Here is a 20049-nt window from a genome sequence, read left to right on the forward strand (position 1 = left end):
CGATGAGCGTGGCGGAGAACAAGGCCGTCGTCGAACGGCTGGTCCAGTGCCTGAACGACCGCAAGATCGAGGTCATGGACGACCTGTTCCACGAGGACGCGGTGATGGACTGGCCGCAGTCGGGGGAGACGGTCGTCGGCGGCGACGCCCGGCGCGGCGTCTACGGCGCGTTCCCGGGACTGCCGACGATCACGCCGCGGCGGTTGCTGGCCGAGAACGACCTGGTCGTACTGGAGGCGCGACTGGACTACGACGGTCCGGTGTTCCTGAGCACGTTCATCTTCGAGCTCCGGGACGGGAAGATCGCGCGCGAGACCGCGTACTGGGCCGAGCCGTTCGAGGCGCCCGCGTGGCGGGCGCAGTGGGTCACGCTCGCGTGAGCCCCGGCCGCACGTAGACCGTCGTCGCGGTCCGCGTGCGGCTCAGGCTGCGGGTGAACAGGCTCAGGCGCCGGTCGAGCGGCGGGGCGTCCCGCCAGGTCGGCGCCACCGCGGCGAGCAGCGCGGCGAGCGGCGCGGTCTCGGCGCCGGTCGTCGCCAGCCACCGCAGCACCCGCGCGTCCACCTCGTCGCGCCCGACCAGCGGCGGGGGGAACGCGGACGTGACCGTGAGCTCGCCGACCGCGCCCGTCGCCGGGTCGACCCGCAGCGAGACTCCCGCGCGCTGCCGGGCGGCCAGGGAGGCACGCAGCACGCCGGGCACCTCCGGGGTCAGGCTCGCGATCTCGTCGGGCAGCCGGCAGGCCGCGAGCACCTCGCGGACCAGCTCGGGGCGCCAGCCGCTGAGCTCGTAGTAGACCTTCAGCCCCCAGCGGCCGTCGGCCGTCAGGCCCACCCCGATCTGCTGGCACCAGCCCGAGGTGGCCAGCAACGCGGTCGCGTCGTGGACGGGGGCGCCGTCGGGGACGCCCGCCGCGACGAGGGCACCGGACTCGCGCGCCCGCCAGCCGGGCACGTCGCCGCCGTGCATCGACACGTACGCCTTGAGGGTCGTCGAGGCGTCCGCGTGCAGGTCGAGGCCGCCCCAGAGCCAGAACCGGCTCCCGTCCGGGACGGGCAGGTCGCGGTCCGTGAGCTGGGCGAGCACGGGCCGGGCGGCGTGCCAGGCGTCCCCGAGCCCGAGGTGGTCGGCGGTCCGGGCCACGGCCGCGAGGCCGGAGCGCGCGCGCCGGTGCGGAGCGAGGCGGGGGTCGCCCACCTCGCAGGCGAGCCGGAGGGCGGGGTCGTGGTGCGCGGCGAGCTGCACCGACAGCTCGACCGGAAGCCCGGCGGCCAGGGACGACAGCTGCTCGGCGGGCCACGGCGAGGGCGCGGCGAGGCTCTCGCGGGTGAGCGCACCGAAGGCGGCGCGCGCGACGGCGGTGTCCACGCCCTGGCTGACGGCGGCGTCGGCGACGACCGGGTCCCAGCGGTCGTCGCGGGCACGGGCGGGAGGTCGGCGTGCTGGTACCGACGGCCACGGGCGGGTGGCCAGGAGCGCGTCGAGCGCGGTCGCCGTGGTGAAGGCGCCGCGGGAGTCGGTCGTGCGGGTGGGTGCGTGGCCGGTGTGGGCGGCGGGGACCAGCAGGACCGTGGAGCCCGGCCACTGCCCGTTCCGCTGGGCGCCCGCGAGCAGCCGGTCCAGGGGGGTCGGCACGCCGAGCGCGGCCGCGATCCGCACGAGGTCGGCCGGGTCGCCGGTCGCCGGCACCTCGACCGGGGGACTCCCCGCGGGACGGCCGGCGAGCTGCCACGCGCTGAGCACGAGGGCCGTCGGGTGCGCGGTGCCCGGCCACCAGTGGCTCGACCAGGCGCGGTCCGCGCCGAAGCGCTCGACCCACCGGGCGGCGAGCTGCTCGCGCGACAGCAGTCCGCCCTCGTGCTGCGCCATCAGCACGGCCGCGGTGACCTCGGACATCGCGTCGGACCAGCGGCCCGCGGCGTGCGAGCCGGCATAGGTGCGCACCCCGTCCGCGCCGGAGTGCTCGTCGAGGAAGGCCCACGTCCTCGCGTCGACGGTCCGACCCGTGGCCGACAGCAGCCGCACCGCCCAGGCCGTCGAGTCGGCGTCCGGCCGGACCGTCGGGGACCAGCCCCAGGCGGCGTCGCGCGAGGTGCGCAGGAGCGCGTCGGCGGCCCGGTCGGCGGTGCGGCGGGCGAGCTCGCGCACATCGGCGTGGAGCCGGTCGTCGTCGGCCGCGTGGGCCAGCGCCAGGCCGACGTAGCCCGTGACCCACGACGAGGACGGACCCGGGTCGAGCCAGAAGTCGGTCCACGTGCCGCCCCGGTGCGCGAGCTGCGCGAGGCGACGCACGGCCGCGCTGACCGTCACCTCGACGGTCGGCACCGTCAGTCGCCCGGCGTGGCGTTCGGGTAGACGACGAGGTCCGTGCCCGACTGCTGCTGGCTCTCCGTCCACTGGCCCTGGTGGTCGGCGTAGTTGTTGCGGACGCGGAAGCCGACGGACGTGATGCCGCCGGGCGCCCCGGCGGCCACGTCCTGCAGCGTGATCCGAGCGGCGATGGTCTTGGTCGGGGCGGTCGGGCTGAGCACCACGGACGTCGGCGCAGCCCCGGGCGGGGTGACCTCGACCTCGATGCTGACCAGCGTCTTCCAGCGGTCCGGCACCGTGGCCGTGGCGAACACGGGCGACGTGACGTTCAGGTCGCGGCTCGTGTCCGAGGCGCCGGCGAGCTCGTGCACGTGCTTGAGCATCTGGTCGGGCGTGGTGATCAGGCGCTTGTCGACCAGCTCGAACAGCACGCCGTTCCAGATCATCGCGGCGTCGGGCGTCGCGGCGTCGTCCACCGGCTCGATCGACACCTCGACCGACCCGGTGCTCGGGATGGTCAGCGGGAACGTCGCCGTGCAGCGGGCCGGGCACGTGTCGATCGGGCTCACGGACTCCTCGTCGATCTGCAGGAGCGTGACCTCGGCGCCACCGACCGTGATGTCCACGCCCGACGTGTTGGTCACCGTGACGGTGCGCGGCGACGAGACCGCGGGCAGCGCGACCGTGCACGGTAGGTCGTCCACGTGGTCCAGGCGCAACTGGACGGCGACGGTCGTGGCCTGCACCGAGGCCTGCGCCCCCTCGGTCGCCGGCGGGGACGTCGCCAGGACGACGTCGACCGTCCCGGGCACACCGATCGGGGTCGTGATCTGCTCGCAGAACAGTTGGTAGTACGCGAGCGACAGGTCGAGCGTGAGGTCCAGGCCCGTCAGGGGCGCGGGGGCGTCCGCGTTCCCGACGACCGTGAGCTCCTCCGGGAACGAGCCGCCCATGCGCAGCATCGACTTGTCCACCTCGCCGATGAGGACGGTCGCAGCCGGCTTGTCGATCAGCTTGCGCAGCGTGGCCAGCTTGCGGGCGTCGTGCCACGGCGCGAGCCGCAGCAGCAGACGGACGCGCATGTCGCCGGTGGACGTGCGGTGCAGGGTGGGGATCATGTGCGGGCCGCCCAGCTCGGCGTCCCACGCCAGGCGCAGGTCGTCCGGCAGCCGGAACACGGTGTTGTCCTGGCCCGATCCGCGCATCCAGCCCGCCTCGCCGCGCACCCACTCGTCGGTCAGGTCCGGCACCCCGTGCAGGGCGTGGTAGATCGCCGCGTTCTGCTCGTCGTGCGGGTCGAACACGAACGGGACGCGGCGGACGACCGTCTGCGTGCGGTTCTCGGAGGTGGTCTGCTGCGCGGCGATGATGGCAGTGAGGTCCTGGCCCGCGAGCACCTCGCTGATGCGCGAGTCGAACCGGCGGGTGATCGAGGCGATGGGCACGTCGGCCGCGACGACGGCCGCCGAGACGTCGAGGGGCTGGAGGTCGGCCTGGGGGGACAGCTGCACGCGTTGCTCGAACCGGTGGTCGCGGACGACGGCGTCGTCGAGCACGTGGTGGCGGTGGTCGCGGACGATCGGCCCGTCGAACACCGGACCGGTGGGCGACTGCCCGCCGTCGACCGGCACCTGGACCGTGTAGTCGTAGGTGTACGTCACCTCGAGCTGGCAGCCCGAGCCCGTCTGGCTCAGCGCCGCCTCGAACGCGTTCGCCTGCGCGCGCAGGAGCGGCCCGGCCCCGCCGTGGACCAGGTAGCCCACCCCGGCGACCGGTTCTAGCCCGGGCGACGCGAAGTCGAACGAGCCCTGCCCCCACGTCATGTGGACCCCGGTGATCGTGAACGGCAGCGGGACGGCCGCGGGGTTCGCGGCGAACGGCGCCGTCGACAGCGTCCACTGGAGGCTGAACTCGCCGGCGTCGTTCTTGAGGAACCAGACGTCCGGGCCGACGTGCAGGCCGCTCTGCCGGGGCGCCACCATCAGCTCGGGCCGGAAGTAGACCGTGCCGTCGGTCGCCGTGTACGCGGTGCCGTCGAGCACGGGCTCCTGGCCGGCGGCGAACGTGGGGCCGCCCCCGCCGACGACGAGCGCCGCGTGCTGGAGCATCGAGAGCCTGACCGAGGTCGCGATGGTCTGCGACCGGGCCAGCTGCCACGTCTCGCCGGACAGTCCGGCGATCGCCATCGTGTTGTCGGCCACGGCTCAGGCCACCGGGGTCGGCGGGGTGACGGTCCCCGGACCGGGCACGGCCGGACCGGCCGGCGGAGCGGGCGTGACCGGAGGCGGCGTGGCGGCGGCGTCGGCCCGGACCAGCAGCACGCTGTCGGTGCCGTCCTTCCAGCCCGAGTCCCACGGCTGCCCGTTGCCCAGCGCGAGCAGCTGGATGCGGTAGCGGTAGGACCGGGCCGCGGCGTCCTTGAGCAGCACCCGGAACACGGGCGGCGGCGAGGCGTTGGTCAGCTGGTAGCTCTGCGTCTGCGTGCCACCGGCAGGGTCGTGGTACTCCATCTGCACGATCGCCGAGGAGTACGTCCGGTCGTCGATGTTGGGCACCAGCATGACCTCGAGCGCGGCGGTCGCCCCGACCCCGACCAGCACCGTCTCGCCGAGCACGGCCGGCGTCGGGCCGTGCTGCTCGCTCGAGCCGTTCTTGAACAGGACGGTCGTGCGGTAGCTGAAGGCCGTCTTCGCGGGGTCGCGCAGCGCGACGGACCAGGCGTCGGACGCGGCGTTGGTGGCGAGCTCGGCATGGTGGGTGAGGCGCAGGTCGTGGTCGGCGTCGTCGTAGGAGGCGTCGACGATGACCTTGTCCACCACCGAGAAGTCGCCCTGCGCCACGAACGTCGCGGTGGTCCGGCCCTCGAACGGGTTGCCGATCGAGAGCACCTCCGAGCGCCCGGTCTGCGGGGCGACGTCCATCTGCTGGCCGTCGGCGAGCACGTACGTCACCGCGTAGGTGTACGGGTCCGGGTCGCCGTCGTGGCCCGTGTACGTGAAGTACCGGCCGGTCGGGGACGCGGGCGTCAGCTCGATCGTCTGGCTGGCCGACTGGGCCGTCGATCGCGGGTACGTGAACGCGATCCGCACGGACACCACCTCGGCCGGCTGCGGCCCGAGCGTGACGCCGACCTTGACGAAGCCGAGCGAGCGGTAGCTGATGATCAGCTCGCTGCCGGTGCCAGGCAGGAAGCCGGTGGCGGGCACGCGGATGGTCTGCCCGGTCTCCTTGTAGATGATCTCGGAGAAGTACCGGTACTCGTCCTTGGTCTTGCCGTCGGCCCCGCGCGCGAGGATCTGGCGAAACGTCTTCACCTCGTCGGCGGTGGTGAACAGCATCGACTTCGCGCCCTTCACGGGCCGCGGGATCTGGTCGTCCTGCTGGTCGTACTCGACGTTGACCTTCAGCCCGTAGACCGGGTCCTGCTCGAAGTTGACGTTCGCGTGCACCCGCAGGAAGAGCTCCTTGAAGTACGGGTCGCTGAGGTCGAGGTACGTGACGGCCTTGGTGATCTCCTCGGGCGTCAGGTCCTTGGCCAGCGCGCCGTTCGGGTTCTTGGCGATCTGCACCACGGCCGACTTGGAGAAGGTGATGTCGACCGTGCCGGTGACGGTCGACGTGATCTCCTGCCACGAGATCTCCGGCGGCGGCTTGGTGGGGTCCTGGCCCTTGGCCATCGCCTCTCGGGCCGCCTTGATCTGCTCCTCGGCGCCCTTCATGATCGACGGCACCACGGACTCGGTGAAGATCTTGATCGCCATCTCCTCGAACTTGGCGCGGATGGCCACCGAGTCGGGGTCGGTGCGGAAGTCGGAGTCGTCGATGTCGAGCGTGATGGACTGCGTGTCGTTCTGGAACTGCGTGATCGTGACCCCCGGCGTCGTCCAGCGCCGGTAGTAGTCGTAGGTGAAGGTGATGAGGCCGCCCAGGTACTCGTCGGTCGTGCGCGTGTGCTCGACGTGGACGTTCTGGTAGCGGTTGATCGCCTCCTGCATGAACGAGCTGCGGTCGCCGTGGATGCGCACCGTGATCGACGGGATCCGCGCCGCGAACGTGAGGTTGGTGTAGTTCACGGCCATCGGCAGGCCGCCCTTGAGCACCCCCTGCCGGGCCAGCTCGGACGCGTCCTGGCTCAGGTCCCCGGCCAGGGTGGCCACGTTGGTCCCGATGAGCGAGGGCTTCGACGTCGTGATGGTGCTGGAGCCCCCCGGCGAGGGCATCGAGAGCGCGACGTCGCCCGAGATCCACTCGGCGGGCAGCGTGATCTTGGGCTCCCGCGGCGCGAGGTCGAGCGAGTAGAAGCGCGCGAACCACAGGAAGCGACCGGTGTTGATGACGTCCTTGAGGTACGCCCGGACCTGGTCCATCTCCGCGTCGGTCAGCCGCAGCTCGACGGACGCCGCGATCCAGCCGCGCTGCGCCTCGAGCTCCTCGGGCGGCAGGGTGTCCACGTTGCGCGCGTAGATCATCAGCTGCAGCAGGAGCTGCCCCTGGTCGTCCCGGGCCATGCGCGGCGTGGACGGCATGACGTAGAAGCGGCACGCGTCCTCGTCGTCGCGGTAGACGGTGACGCTCTCCAGGCCGGGGACGGTGAGGCTGTCGTAGAAGCTGAGCATGGTGCGGGTCCTCTCGGAGCTGTGATGCCTAGAGGTGGATGTCGGACAGGCGGGAGATACGGGCGGCGGCCGGAAGGTGCAGGTCGGACTCGAGCGTCAGGTGCTCCTCGGTGCTCTGGGCGACGTCCACGGCGACGCTGACCGTGGGCCCGGACGCCGTGGCCGACGAGCGCCGGACCGCCCGGACCTGCAGGTCGGCGACCGCGTGCGCGTCGGGCAGGTCGGTGGCCCAGGCGGCGGCGACGGCGGGTGCCGACGTGGCGTCGAGCGTGAGCACGACGGTCGCGCGGTTGTCCCCGAGCAGGGAGGGTGCCGTCGAGACGGTGACCCCGTCGGCGAGGTCGATGCGGACCGTGCCGGTCAGCCATTCGGGGGGCGCGAGGACCGGCGGCGGCGGGGTCGGCCTCCCGCGCGTGGCCGTCGGGGTGGCCGCGCGGACGACGGCGTCCCGCTCCGCGGCGGTGAGCGCCAGGTCGACGCCGAGGGTCGCGGTGCCGCCCTCGACGGGTCCCGTGCCGCGGCGGTACAGGACCAGCGAGACGTCCGGTCCGCCGTCGGGGGCGACCACCCACCGCGGCCCGGCGGCGCACGCCCAGACCCGGCCCGGGTCGGTGTCGTCGCGCCACGCGCGGACCGCGCCCGGCACCACGAGCGGTGCGGCCAGGTCGATCACGGCGTGCCGCCCGGGTCCGGCGGCACGGGCTGGGGCGCGACCGGCGTGGGCGTCGCCACCGGAGTCACGGGAGTCACCGGAGTCACCGGAGTCACCGGGACCTTGGGTGCCGGGGGGACGACGAACAGCTGGTCCTGGTCGGCGGTCGCGGGTTTCGTGGAGTCCTGCGAGCCGTCCGCGAGCAGCGAGGTCACAGACCAGCTGTACCGGCGCGCGGAGCGGTCCTTGAGCCGGGCCCGCCACTCCTGAGGTTGGGCCGCGGCGGCGTCGTCGAAGAACAGCGACTCGTTCTGCGTGAACGCCGCGTCGCCGCCCGGGTCGGCGTAGGAGAGGGCGACGACGACCCCGGCCAGGCCCAGCTGGGAGGGCAGCGGGCCGATGTACCGGACGTCGACCTTGAGCACGCCCTCGGCCGGGATGCCGGCGACGATCGCCGGGGTCGTGGCGTCCACCCACTCGCCCGTCTCGACCCCGCCGTCCGCGTACGTGAGGCGCTGGCGCCAGCGGACGGTCGCCGGGACGTCCCGCTCGGGCAGCCGGACCGACCACGGTGTACGGCCGGCCGCGCCGGAGAGCTCGAGGCTCGTCGACTCGACGACCTTGCCCTTCTGCGCCACCTGCAGGTCGACGACGACGCGCGCGAGCTCGCCGAGGGCGTCGACCAGGATGACGTCGCCGTCCACCCGGTCGGCCTTGGGCACGGCGACCACCAGCGCGTCCTCGGCCTGAGAGTTCGGCAGGACGACGGGCGCGAGGTCCTCGCGGGTGCCGTCCGCGTAGAAGACCGTCGGCGTGAACGTGACCTGGTCGCCGGCCGCGACGAGCCGGAGGTTCACCAGCTCGCTGCGGTGGTCGGGGCCCAGCCGGATCTGCGCGCCGTCGTCGACCCCCGCGTCCGGCCGCTGGTAGCGGACGGCCACCTGGACCTCCGTGATGTCGTCGGGGGTGTTGGGCGCCAGCTGCACCATCGCGGGGATCATGACGCCGAGCCAGCGGGGATGCACGGACAGGCTGCGCAGCTCGGTCGTGGTCCACGGCCCCTCGACGTGCGTCTGGCGCACGCCCACGCCGAAGTCCGCCTTGTAGTCGATGATCAGCCGGTACTCGTACGACAGGTCGCGCTTGTCGTCCACGAAGAACTCGAGGTCCTTGACGTCCGTCGACGTCCGCAGGATCGCCGACGCGGTGTCCTTCGGCTTGGTGCCGTCGGGCCGTTGGCCGTACCGGATCTCGACCGTCATCTGGTTGACGCCCTGCGCCGCGAAGTCGACGTCCGCGCAGTCGACGTGGATGGGCAGCCGCTCGAAGAACGGGTTGTTCAGGTCGATGACGTGCACCCGCTGTGCCAGCTCGCCCAGGCTGCCCATCGTCCCGAGGTGTCCCTGCGGGGCCACGTGCCGGGCCTGCGCGGTGACCTGCTCGAGGTTGTACGTGATCGTCTTGCGTTCCGTCTGGCTGACCGACTTCATGGCGAACGCCACCTGCGGGCGGCCCATCTTGTCCCAGACCTCCGTGGCGCCCGACGCCGGCGCCTGCGTGCCCGGCGTCGTGGCGGTCTGCTGGGTTCCCGGCTTGGTCGTCGCCGGCTGCGTGGTCGTCGTGGCGGGCTTGGTGACCGGCTGCGTCGTGGTGGTCGCGGGCTTGGTGGTCGCCGTGGTCGTGGTCGGCGTGGCCGAGTGGTCTTCGAGCGGCGGCGGCGGGTCCTCCTTCTTCGGCGTGGTGGGCGTGGTCGTGGTGCCGGTCGGGGTGCCGGTGGTTCCCGTGGTGCCGGTGGTCGTGCCGGTCGTGCCCGCGGTCGTCCCCGTGGTGCCGGTGGTGCCCGTGGTGGTGCCCGTGGTCGTCCCGGTGGTGCCCGTGGTCGTGCCAGTCGTGCCGGTCGTCGTCCCGGTGATTCCAGTGGTGGCCGTGCCGGTGGTGGTGGTTCCGGTGGTGCCGGTCGTGGTGCCGGTCGTGCCCGTGGTCGTCGTCCCCGTCGTCGTGCCGGTCGTCGTCCCCGTCGTCGACAAGGGCGGGTTCGGCTGCGTGGCCACCATGAGGTTGCCGGCGACGGCGGGCTGTCCGGGCACCAGGGTCGGCTGGAACAGGGCGCCGCTGCACAGGGTCGCGACGAGGTCCGCGATCTGCCGCTGACGGGCGGCCATGCCCTCGGGCGTCGACATCTCGAGCAGCCGGGCCGTCTCCTTGATCGTGATGCTCTGGTTCTTGGTGAGCTCCTCGGTGATCGAGTCGATGTCGGCCTTGAAGAAGACCGTGCCGGCCGTGAACCGCTTCTCCATGAACTCGTACGACGACTTCATGTCGATGGTGATGCTCAGGCTGTAGGCGGGCAGCAGGCCGACGTACTCGAGGTCGTAGACGACGCCGATCGGCAGGGCGTTGGCCGTCGAGCCGAGCACGCCGAGGAAGAACGCGGCGCCGTCCTCGGTCAGGCTCATCGAGATGATCGACCGGTTGTCGCCGTCCAGCGACGCGGTGCCGGAGCTCATGACCTCCTCGACGAACCGCGGTCCGGCGGCGACGGGTGCTCCGGGCGCGGCCGCGGCGCCGGGCTGGAGGCCGACCACCCGGACGGTGCCGCTGGAGTACGGCACGCTGGTCAGGGACACGTCGTCGCCCGCGCGGGCCTTGAGCTTGGACAGGATCGAGCCATACAGGCCGCCCAGGCCCACGTCGACCGTCATCGCGAGGAACCCGCCCGCGTAGGCCTCGGAGGCGTCACCGCCCTTGCGGAACGCGTAGAGGTCGAACAGCGGGCCGTTGGCGTCGCGGCTGATGTGCGGGTTGGCCGGCAGGTAGTAGAAGGCCTTGGGGTTGTCGGCGTCCGCGAGCACCGTGATGCCGAGGATCTCCATCCTGCTCTCGAGGTTCAGCATGGCGTCTCTCCTTGGGTCAGACGGTGCGGGTGGAGACCGCGATGAACGGTCCGATGCTGTCGGTCCAGGCGGACTGGCGTTGGGTGCCGTCGGCCCGGAAGCTCGTGGTCTGCGAGCGGAAGCCCGCCGGTGCGTCCGGGCCGGCGGCGAGGCTGAGCGTCTGCGCGACCGCCGTGGTGGGGTCGAAGAACGCGCTGGCGGCGGTGTCGTCCGGGGCGCCGGCGACGGCCACGCGCACCTGGACCGCGTCCAGCCCGGCCTCGGCGAGCGGGGGACCGACCAGGCGCACCTCGACGGTCCGCATCCGGCTGCCGGTGCTGCCCACCAGGATCGACGGGTCGGTGGTCTTCTCCCAGTCGGTGGTGTCGATGACGCCCCCCGCCGCGGTGGTCACGCGGTACCGGATCTCCTGCGCGGCCGCGTCGAGCACCGGCCAGCTGAGGGTCACCGGCTGCCAGCGCAGCGCGACGGGAACGGGGGGCGGCGCGGCCTGACCGTCGACGGGCGGCGGCATGGGAGTCGGGCCGAGCGTGCGCGTGAAGCGGCGGTGGTACCCGGCGGCGTCGTCGTCGTAGGTGACCTCGACGGTCACCGAGGAGACGTCCTCCGTGGTGACGTTCGGCTGGACGAGCAGCGACCTCGTGCCGTGGAACGGACCGTCCACCCGCAGCAGGGAGTCGTCCGTGACCACGGGCGGCAGCGTGAGCGCGCTGGAGTCGTCGAACGTGAGCACCGCCGCGGCCGTGTAGTGCCGGTCGGCGTCCGGGCCGGTGCGGACCTGCCAGCGGCGCTGCTCGACGGGCGTGACAGGGTCCACCGCGAGGCGCATCTGCTGGTGGGCGGTGAACCCGGTCGCCTTGTCGAGGTAGTCGAGCGTCACGTCCACGTCCTGCACGCCGGAGCCCAGGTGGCCGGTGTCCACCTCGACGTCGAGCACGCCGAGGTCGTCGTACGGCCGGACGGACAGGGTGCGCCCGCTCTCGGGCCGCTGACCGGTCGAGTACGTGAGCGACGTGGCGTCCACCGACCCGGACCGCGTGAACTCGTACGTCACGGCCGCGGTGTACGACAACGTCGGGCGGCCCTTGCGTCGCACGGCCCAGGTCAGGTCCGTCGGCCCTCCCGGGCGGAACACGAGGCTGCCCGTCTCCGGCGGGACCGCGCCGCCGGGCTTCCCATACACCAGGTCCACGGTCACGCTGGTCAGCGACAGCGCCGCCATCTCCTCGGCCGCCGGGCCTGTGACCAGCACCTCGAGCAGCTCGAAGAAGTCGCTTGCCAGGTCCACCTTGTGCGTCCGCGCGGCCACCTCCTCCTTGGTCAGCAGCGTGGCCAGGAACCCCTGCGGCGCGTGCGTGCGCTCCTCGGGCGAGCGCTCGGAGAAGTCGTAGTCGACGACCCGCAGCTCCTCCGCCTTCTTCGCCTTGAGGGACAGCGTGACGATCGAGGTCTTCGGGGCCTGCGCGGGCGGCATCCCGGGGATGGCGGGCATCGTGAGGTTCGGCATGCCCGGGGACGGCTGGTAGAGCTCCTGGATGATCTTGTCCTTGAACAGGGACAGCGCCAGCTCCTTGCTCCGCTGCGCCTCCTCGCCCATGGCCTGCGACGTGAGCTCGACGGTGACGACGCCCTTCTGCACCAGGTCGCTCAGCGTCCCCTCGACCTCGGCACGGATGTACGGGCAGCCCACCGACGCGGAGCCGCCGAGCTCGCGGTACACCTGCGAGACGTCGGCGTGCACGTGCGCCTGAACGCTCGGCCGCAGCCCGAGGAACGTGAGGTCGTAGACCACGCCGATGGGTGCCGCGCCGTCCGCGAACAACGCCTCGAGGAAGGTGGCGCCGTCCTGGCTCAGGCCGAACGAGAAGATCGAGCGCAGCCCGCCCAGCAGGGACGGCGTCCCGCCGCCCACCATGCTCTCGACGAACCGTGGCCGGCCCGGGGTGATCGTCGGACCGCCGGGCGGGACGACCGTCGCCAGGTCGAGCGCGATGACCGAGACGGACCCCCGGACGTAGGGGATGGCGGACAGTGAGACGGTGTCCGGGTCGCGGTCGAGCAGGCCGGCCAGCTTCTGCACGGCGGCGGCGTGCTGGGCGGCGGTCAGCGTGCACTCGACGCCCATGGTGAGGAACCCGGCGCCCAGCTCCGCCGGGATCGTCGTGCCCTTCAGCGGGGACTGCGCCAGCTCGACCGCGTACGTGAACAGGTCGAACATCGGTTGGCCGCCGGTGCGCGCGATCGTCGGCTCGGGGGCGGCGTAGTAGAACTGCGCGGGGTCGGCGTGGTCCGCGAAGACGGTGAGGTTGCCGACGCTCGTCGGCGGCTTCTCGAGGCTCAGCACCGGGTCACCCGCTCACCGTCGCGGAGCGGACGTCGACGACGAGCAGGTCGCTCGTGCCGGACCCCCACGGCTGCACGGACACGAAGCCGTTGGCGTCGACGGTGGTCAGCTGCCACCACACCTGGCGCACCGGTGGGTCGCCCAGCCGGTACACGAACGGCGTCGCCGCCGACTGCTCGGTGCCGGGCACGAGGGTCACGTCCGCCGAGGCGCGCACGTGCTGGTCCATCGGGTCACGCACCTCCAGCCGGAGGGCGGCCCGCAGCAGCTTGCGCTCCGCCAGCGTGCCCAGCACCTTGACGACGACCTGGCGCTCCTCGACAAGCCGGCGGTCCACGATCACGCGGTCGTCCGTCGCCGCCCGCCAGGACCCGTCCACCAGGGCGCCGACCAGGGGCTGCAGGGTCAGCCGGTACGCCACCGACCGCGACCCGCCGGCGGTGATCGAGTACGTGCGGCTGATGTTCGGGGTGTCCGCGCCCAGCCGGATCGTCTCCTCCGGGTACCGCACCCCGGCGGCCTCGTCCTCGTACCGGACCTGCAGCAGCGCCGCGGCGAGCTCGGCCCAGGGCAGGTCGACGAAGAACGTGACGGTGAGCTTCTCGGGCATCGGGTCGGGCAGCGAGCAGAACGGCTCGATCGCCGACGACCACGGCGAGACCACGTCACCGCCGGCCTCGGGCGGGCGGTGGTAGGTGGTGCGCCAGGAGTAGCTCACGTCGTCCGGGAGCGACGCAAAGAGCCAGTGCTGCAGGGGGTTCTGCGCGTCGAGCTGCACGCGGGCTGTCGCCGGGGCGTCCGACGCCGACCCCGGGTGCAGCTCGACGGTCACCGCCGGGAAGAGCGCGAACGAGAACAGGGGCGCCACGGTCACCGTCACGTCGGTCACCGCGTACGCCTCGCGCGGGTCCACCACCAGGTCCGTCGACTGCCGGGTGCGCCAGGCCGAGACCGCCGCGCCGGGCGGGCGCACCGGCGAGGACGGGTCGAAGTCGGCGGACACGCGGTAGACGTACGGGCGGTCCCACACCGTCTCGCGCTCCGCCTCCTCCAGCAGGTTCACCACCCAGTCCTTGTGCTGGCCGGGGGCCGTGAACGTCAGCTCCGCATCGACCGTCGGCTGCGCAGCGGCATCCAGCGGCGTGCGCGCGACCTCGACCTGCACCGACCGCAGGCGGTCGGAGGCGAACCGGTCCACCACCTCGACGCCCACCTCGAGCCGCGGGAACCCGCTGAGCTCCACCTCCTGCACCAGGTGCTGCCGCACGGCGGGCCAGGTCGGGCGGACCTTGCCCTTCTCGTCCAGCCGCAGCGCGTTCAGCAGGCCGCCCAGCGTGCCCTGCGGCCGCAGGTCCCGGACCTCGGCGACGCGCTCGCGGGCGCGCAGGTCCATGCGCCGGACCGAGTTCTCGTCGACCTCCTTGAGCCGGAACGACGCCCCCGGGATGATCGCGCGGCTCAGGCTGGACACCACGTCGTCGACAACCGCGGCGATCTGCTCGCCCGTGCTGGGCGGCGGGATCATCGGCTGGAACAGCTTGTCCAGCACCCAGTCGGTGAGCTGCGTGCGGGTCCGCTCCGCGGCCGCGGCGGCGCCCTCGCCCGTGCCCTCGACCACGGTGTCGATCCGGATGCCCGAGTCCTCGAACGCCTTCGAGATCGCGGTCTCGACGTCGGCGGCGACGTACCAGGCGTTGGTCGTCAGCTTGGTCTTCAGCGACGAGTAGACCTTCGCCCAGTCGGCGTGGATGTCGATGGTGAACGCCGGGCGCAGGGCCGCGAACGTCATGGCGTACGTGACGATGACCGGCTGCTCGGGCAGGTCGAGGCAGGCGCCGATCATCTCCGCCGCCGCCTCGTTGAGCACCAGCTGGAACGTGGCGTCCGTCGTCGCGCCCATCGACGGGCGGCCGCCGCCGGCGAACCGGACGTCGAACGTGCCGCCGGGCGCCGCCGACCCCTCCTTCGGGGGCGTGCTCGTCTGCCCGAGGACCACCAGCTCGACCGAGCCGGTCTCCAGCGGCGCGGGCACCACGCGCAGCCCGGTGCCGTGGACCCCGCGCACGTCCGCGAGGCGAGCGGGCAGGGCCTCGAGCACGTCGGGCGGCACCATCAGCTGCGTGGTGAGCGACAGGATCCCGCCGGACACCTTGGCGGCGGCAGCGCCGCCGCCCAGGTACTGCGTCAGCGAGAGGGCGGGGATGCCGTCGTGGACCGCGAGCTGCGGTGCGGACGGCAGGACGTACCAGAGGCCGGGGTCGGCGTGGTCGGGCAGCAGGGCGTACCCGTCCACGACGGGGTAGGGCGGCGCGAGGGACAGCACGACGGCACCGTGGTCACGGCTGCGGTGCGGGCGCGGGCGGGGCCGGGAGCGGGCCGGGGTCGGGGACCGGCGGCGGGGTGGGGATGGGCGGCGTCGGCACGGGGGGCGCGGGGACCGGGGTCGGCGGCGTCGGGGTGTCGACGACCGGCGGAGTCGGCGGGACGGGCGGTGCCGGGGGAGCCGGTGGTGCCGGCAGGAACAGGAAGTCGGAGGCTCCGCTGAGGGTGCCGGTGAGGCCCTTGACCGAGACGGGCTCGCCGACGGCCGGCACGTAGTCGATGTCGTACGTGTACCGCGACACCGAGGCGTCGGAGCGGGTGACCGACCAGACCTGCGGCGTGGCGTCGGAGAACGCGAGCGCCTGGGTGTCGTGGACGGCGTTGGGCGGGTCGTCGTAGGTGAGCCGCACCACGACGCGCCGCAGGGCGGTCCCCACGCCGGTGTCGGACGGGTCGACGCTGACCTTGACCACGCCGCCGCGGGCGTTGCCCACCACCAGGGTCGAGGCGTCGGACTCGGCCGGCGCCCAGTCCTTGCTGACCACGGACCCGTCCTTGCCGACGATCTTCGTGGCGTAGCGGTACGCGCGGGCGTCGGGGTCGCGGAGCATGAAGCGCCACTGCGGGGGAGCGAGGGCGGAGAGGGTGGACTCGGCGAACTGCAGCGAGCGGGTTTGCTGGTAGTCGTGGGCCTTGTCCTCGTACGCGAGGTCGACGATGACGGTCTGCACCTCGGACCAGTCGACGGTCGGCACCACGGAGAGGTGGAAGCCGTCGTCGAACGGCGTCGAGACGGACAGGTACCCCGACTGCGCGTTGTCGTCGTGGTCGCCGGTGAACCAGTCGGTGGTGATCCGCTGGCTTCCGGACGCGTCGTCGGTGGTGACGTAGGTGAACCGGTACCGGTACGGCGCGGTCCAGGGTGCGTAGATGACCCGGCGGTAGTCCACCTCGGGCGCGTCCTTGGTGAGGATGACCTTGTCGACGACGTCCGGCACCTTCGCGGCCGGGTCGCCGTACCCGATCTCCACCTCGATCGAGGTGAGCTTCTGGGTGTCGAACGCGTTCTTGTCGTTGGCCGCGACCTTGAGCGCCATCACCCCGGGGTTGGGGACCTTGAGCGTGTAGTCCCGCAGGTGGGTGGACTCCGAGTACAGGCGGGTCGTGGTGACCGGGCCGGACTTGTAGTTGACGTCGACGTCGACCGTGTACGAGTCCTCGCTCACCTTGGCCAGGCGCGTGGTGAACGTCTTGGGCGCGTGGTCCTCCTTGGTGAACGTGTAGCTCTCGCGCTTGGAGATGTCGCGGCCGTCCTTCTGGCCCGTGTAGGAGACGTGGCCGACGACGCTGTGCACGATGTCGCCGTAGACGTCGAAGTCCAGGTTGGTGTCGATCGTGACTGTGAGGGTGTTGAAGTACCACTCCGCGGTGCCCAGGTCGATGTCGAGGATCACGTCGTCGATCGGCGCCCCGATGAACGCGGGCGCGATCGTGGCGCTCGGGTTGTACTGCCGCACGACGACGTCCCGCTGCACGAGGTCGAGGTTGAACACCTGGTGCGTGCTCTCGTGGATGAAGCTCATCCACTGGTTCTCGCGGTCGGCGGCGGTGGCGAAGCTGCCGCCCTTGAGGAAGTGGTCCTTGAGCCAGTCGTCCATCTTGCCGAACGCGAACGCGCGCAGCGCCTCGACGTCGTCGTCCTTGATCTGGCTCGAGCCCTTGTCGATGTTCAGGGTGATGAGGCCCTGCGACTCCATGGTCTCGCTGATGGACGTGCGGTGGGCCTCGGTGGAGACGTCGTCGCCCCACACGCTGCCGTCGGTGACCTCCGACGTCGTGTACGTCATGACGACGTCCTTGACCTCGTTCGAGTCGCAGTGCGCGTACACGTGGATGGCGGGCAGGCGGGTGTCGAAGGACAGCGAGTACTCGACGATCCCCACCCCGGCGCCCTTCTTGAGGGCCTGGTAGAACAGGTCGGCGCCGAGCGTCTTGAGCTCCACCGCGTACGACGCGGTGTTCTGCGCGAACAGCGACGGCTTGCCCGTCTGCACCTCGGCGACGAACTTGTCGTCCTTCATGATCAGCAGGCGCACCTCGCCGTCGATGAAGTCCATCGACGTGAGCTTGGGCGGCGGCAGCTGCGACTCGTTGGGGCGCTCGGCGCGCATGCGGTCGACCAGCTTGGGCCGGACCTTGGTCTCGAGGAACTCGGGGTCCTCGACCAGCTCGGTGGTGAAGACGAGGTAGCCGCCGCCCTTCTCCTCGCCGTCCACGTGCTCCACGGGGAACTGGTATTTGAGGAACGTGAACATCGGCTTGCCGTCCGGGCCGGTGGCGATGCGCAGCGTCCGCGGCAGGTAGTAGAAGTGCGCGAAGTCGTCGTCGTCCCGAAAAACGGTCATTCCCTCGATGGTGTCGAACACCGGAATCGACTGCATCAGAGCCCCCTGACAACGGCGCGAGGCCCGGTCCGGCGACGTCGCCGGGGGTCACGCCTCGTCGAATCTATCCCCGACCACCCGTTTGGGGGAGGGCGAAATGTCCCCATATGAGGTAAGGGCGATGCCGCGGCTGTGCGCGAGCAGGATCCGGCGGATCTCCCGTGCGCAGACGGCGCAGAACGGGTCGGCGAGGTTGCGCATCCGGCAGGTCTGCTGCGCCCGGTAGACCCCCGCGGCGTAGCCGTCGCCGCCCTCGAACGAGCCGGTACCGGGGAGGTCGGCCCAGGGTCGGCGGGTGGGGTCGGGCTCGAGCGTGACGTTGAGGCGGTGCGGCTCCGGGCCCGGGTGCCGGCCCTCGTGCCCGTACTCGTCGGCGAGGTCGAACGCGGCGTGCCCCAGCTCGTGCACGCCGAGCGCGGCGGCCCACGGGTGCCGGGTCAGGCAGGCGATCGTGCCGGCCGACCCGCCGTACTCCGCCCGGTTGGCGAGGACGACGACGGCGTCCGCGGAGGGGACGTGCCGGCGGGCCACCCGCAGCGCGGCGTCGGCGTCGACGGTGAGCAGCCGGCCGTCGAGCCGGGACGTCGCCGGCCCGACCACGTCGACCCGGTGGACGTTCACCAGGGCGCGAAGCAGGTCGAACGGCTCGGTGGCCAGCAGCTCGGCGACCAGGGCCCGCACCGCGTCCGCGAACACGCCCAGCTCGTCGGCCGGGAAGCCGTCGCCGAGGACGGCGATGTCGAAGCGCCGGTCCGGCGGGCCGTTGTCCAGGACCGTGACGGTGGGGAACCGGGCGGCGGGCACAGGCCCAGCATGGCGCAGGCGATTCACCCGGACTACCACCCGAGCAGGCATGGCCACCATCACCCGAATGGGTTGAAACTGGACATGCTGACTCGGATTCGCAAGGGGGCGTGATGACAGCCAAGCGTGTGTACTTCTTCAGCGGGACGACCTATTCCCGCTACGACACGGCGATCGACAACGTGCTACCGCTGTACCCGTTGGTCACCGCAGCATCGTGGACGGGCCTGCCCGCCACCATCGACGCCGCACTGAACTGGGGAAACGGCAAGGTCTACTTCTTCAGCGGCGCGCAGTACTACCGGTTCGACGTGCTGCTCGACGCGGTGGACCCGGGCTACCCGAAGGCGATCGCGGGTGCGTGGACCGACGCCGCGACCAGCGCCTTCGACGGGGGCATCGACGCCGCCGTCAACTGGGGCAACGGCAAGGCCTACCTGTTCAAGGGCGGTCAGTACATCCGCCACGACATCGCGGGGGACACGCTCGACCCGGGCTACCCCAAGCCGATCAAGGGCAACTGGGGCGGCGTCGACGGCACGATGTTCGAGAAGGACATCGACGCCGTCGTCAACTACGGCAACGGCAAGGTCTACTGGTTCAAGGGCGACAGCTACGGCCGGGTCGACCAGGCGACCAAGGCGTTCGACCCCGGCTACCCGCGGCTGATCAGCGCGGCGTGGCCCGGGGTCTTCACCTCCGGGATCACCGCGGCGGTCGAGTGGCCGATGGCGGCGGTCCAGCCGGCCGGGTTCCGCGTCCCGGAGAACCGTGCCGGCTGCACGTCGACCCCGTTCGCGGGCGGCACCCGGTTCGGCGAGCGCTTCGAGATGAACATCGACTTCGACGCGGCGCCCTACCCGACCACGTGCGCGGTGGGGGAGTACCGGCAGTACGTGCGCGGACAGTTCCGGGTCAACGGCGCCGTCAAGACGCACCTGCTGGCCGATCCGCGTGGGGGCCCCGCACCCGCCATGCTGCCCGCGCCGGCGCCGGGGGCGTCCGGTGACAACTTCCAGCAGGACGGGATCCAGCTGCCCGCCGGCGGCACCCAGCTGTTCTACGGGCACCGGAGAGGCCAGGTCTTCCAGACCAGCCAGTTCACGCCCGACTTCCAGACCGGCTGCGCGTTCCGCGGCATCGACAACCCGGGCATCGGCGCGGGGACCGGGACCGTCCTGTCGGTCAACCTGGACTTCCGCGGCGACGCCGTGGACCCGGCCACCAGCACCGAGGTGCTGCAGACGTCGAGCTGGTCCGTGAGCTGCGGGGGGACCGCCTGATGAACATCTCGACGATGCTCGGTGGGCGCTGGACGCTGCCCACCATCGAGAGCACGGGGACCACCGTCCGGCTGCACGTGAGCGTGTCCGTCGAGGACACCGAGGTCCTCTCGGGGCAACCGGTCGCCGTCGCGCTGCAGGCCGGCGGCCAGCAGCTGGCGGTCAGCGAGGCGCCGCCCGACGGCGCCTGGTACTACCTCGAGACGCTGGCCATCACGGCGATCGCCGACTTCGCGTTCGACAACCCGGACGGCCTGACCCCCGAGAGCGTGACGGTCACGCTCGGGGGCGAGTCCGCCACCTGGCCCGCCGAGCTCCCGGCGGCCGACCAGGGTCCGGGCGACTTCCCGATGGTGTGACCGGCCATGACCGCCCGGCGC

At 72.2% G+C, this 20049-nt stretch carries 12 protein-coding genes; 3 read left to right on the top strand and 9 right to left on the bottom strand.

Translation table 11 applies throughout. From position 1 onward, the window contains the following. The first annotated feature begins 2 nt into the window (after window positions 1-2). A complete protein-coding gene (locus AC1DWH_RS18095; RefSeq protein ID WP_477094855.1) occupies window positions 3-380 on the top strand; it encodes a nuclear transport factor 2 family protein in 378 nt (125 codons plus the stop codon). Here the strand turns inward: AC1DWH_RS18095 and AC1DWH_RS18100 are convergent. Genes AC1DWH_RS18100 through AC1DWH_RS18140 form a run of 9 tightly spaced genes read right to left on the bottom strand, consistent with a single transcriptional unit; the run spans window position 367 to window position 18386 of the window. After that, window positions 367-2325 (bottom strand): hypothetical protein, encoded by a 1959-nt coding sequence (locus AC1DWH_RS18100; RefSeq protein WP_477094856.1) that lies wholly within the window; start codon window positions 2323-2325, stop codon window positions 367-369. The genes AC1DWH_RS18095 and AC1DWH_RS18100 overlap by 14 nt on opposite strands. 2 nt (window positions 2326-2327) lie before the next feature. Beyond that, entirely contained in the window at window positions 2328-4511 is a 2184-nt protein-coding gene (locus AC1DWH_RS18105; RefSeq protein WP_477094857.1) for a hypothetical protein, read from the bottom strand. Window positions 4512-4514: 3 nt separating this feature from the next. Next, complete coding sequence (locus AC1DWH_RS18110) at window positions 4515-6926, bottom strand: hypothetical protein (protein WP_477094858.1); 2412 nt, start codon at window positions 6924-6926, stop codon at window positions 4515-4517. 28 nt (window positions 6927-6954) lie between these two features. Beyond that, the gene (locus AC1DWH_RS18115; RefSeq protein WP_477094859.1) at window positions 6955-7599 is read right to left on the bottom strand and encodes a hypothetical protein; all 645 of its coding nucleotides are present in this window, start codon (window positions 7597-7599) and stop codon (window positions 6955-6957) included. Further along, complete coding sequence (locus tag AC1DWH_RS18120; RefSeq protein ID WP_477094860.1) at window positions 7596-10472, bottom strand: hypothetical protein; 2877 nt, start codon at window positions 10470-10472, stop codon at window positions 7596-7598. Before AC1DWH_RS18120 ends, AC1DWH_RS18115 begins: the two co-directional genes overlap by 4 nt. A gap of 16 nt (window positions 10473-10488) precedes the next feature. Continuing rightward, window positions 10489-12816, bottom strand: a complete 2328-nt coding sequence (locus AC1DWH_RS18125; RefSeq protein ID WP_477094861.1) for a hypothetical protein — start codon at window positions 12814-12816, stop codon at window positions 10489-10491. A 4-nt stretch (window positions 12817-12820) separates the two neighbouring features. Next, window positions 12821-15139: a hypothetical protein gene (locus AC1DWH_RS18130; protein ID WP_477094862.1), complete on the bottom strand. Its 2319-nt coding sequence runs from the start codon at window positions 15137-15139 to the stop codon at window positions 12821-12823. A gap of 13 nt (window positions 15140-15152) precedes the next feature. Further along, on the bottom strand, window positions 15153-17579 hold the full coding sequence (locus AC1DWH_RS18135; protein WP_477094863.1) for a hypothetical protein: 2427 nt from the start codon (window positions 17577-17579) through the stop codon (window positions 15153-15155). Window positions 17580-17630: 51 nt separating this feature from the next. Then, on the bottom strand, window positions 17631-18386 hold the full coding sequence (locus AC1DWH_RS18140; protein WP_477094864.1) for a M64 family metallopeptidase: 756 nt from the start codon (window positions 18384-18386) through the stop codon (window positions 17631-17633). Window positions 18387-18499: 113 nt separating this feature from the next. Between AC1DWH_RS18140 and AC1DWH_RS18145 the strand changes: the two genes are divergently transcribed. Both AC1DWH_RS18145 and AC1DWH_RS18150 read left to right on the top strand, forming a co-directional pair. After that, window positions 18500-19669 carry a hemopexin repeat-containing protein gene (locus tag AC1DWH_RS18145; RefSeq protein WP_477094865.1) on the top strand — a complete coding sequence of 390 codons (1170 nt, stop codon included), beginning with the start codon at window positions 18500-18502 and terminating at the stop codon, window positions 19667-19669. After that, window positions 19669-20028, top strand: coding sequence for a hypothetical protein (locus tag AC1DWH_RS18150; protein ID WP_477094866.1), 360 nt, complete (start codon window positions 19669-19671; stop codon window positions 20026-20028). Before AC1DWH_RS18145 ends, AC1DWH_RS18150 begins: the two co-directional genes overlap by 1 nt. Window positions 20029-20049: the final 21 nt, after the last annotated feature.

The sequence above is a fragment of the Cellulomonas sp. P2_F12 genome (assembly GCF_056403775.1).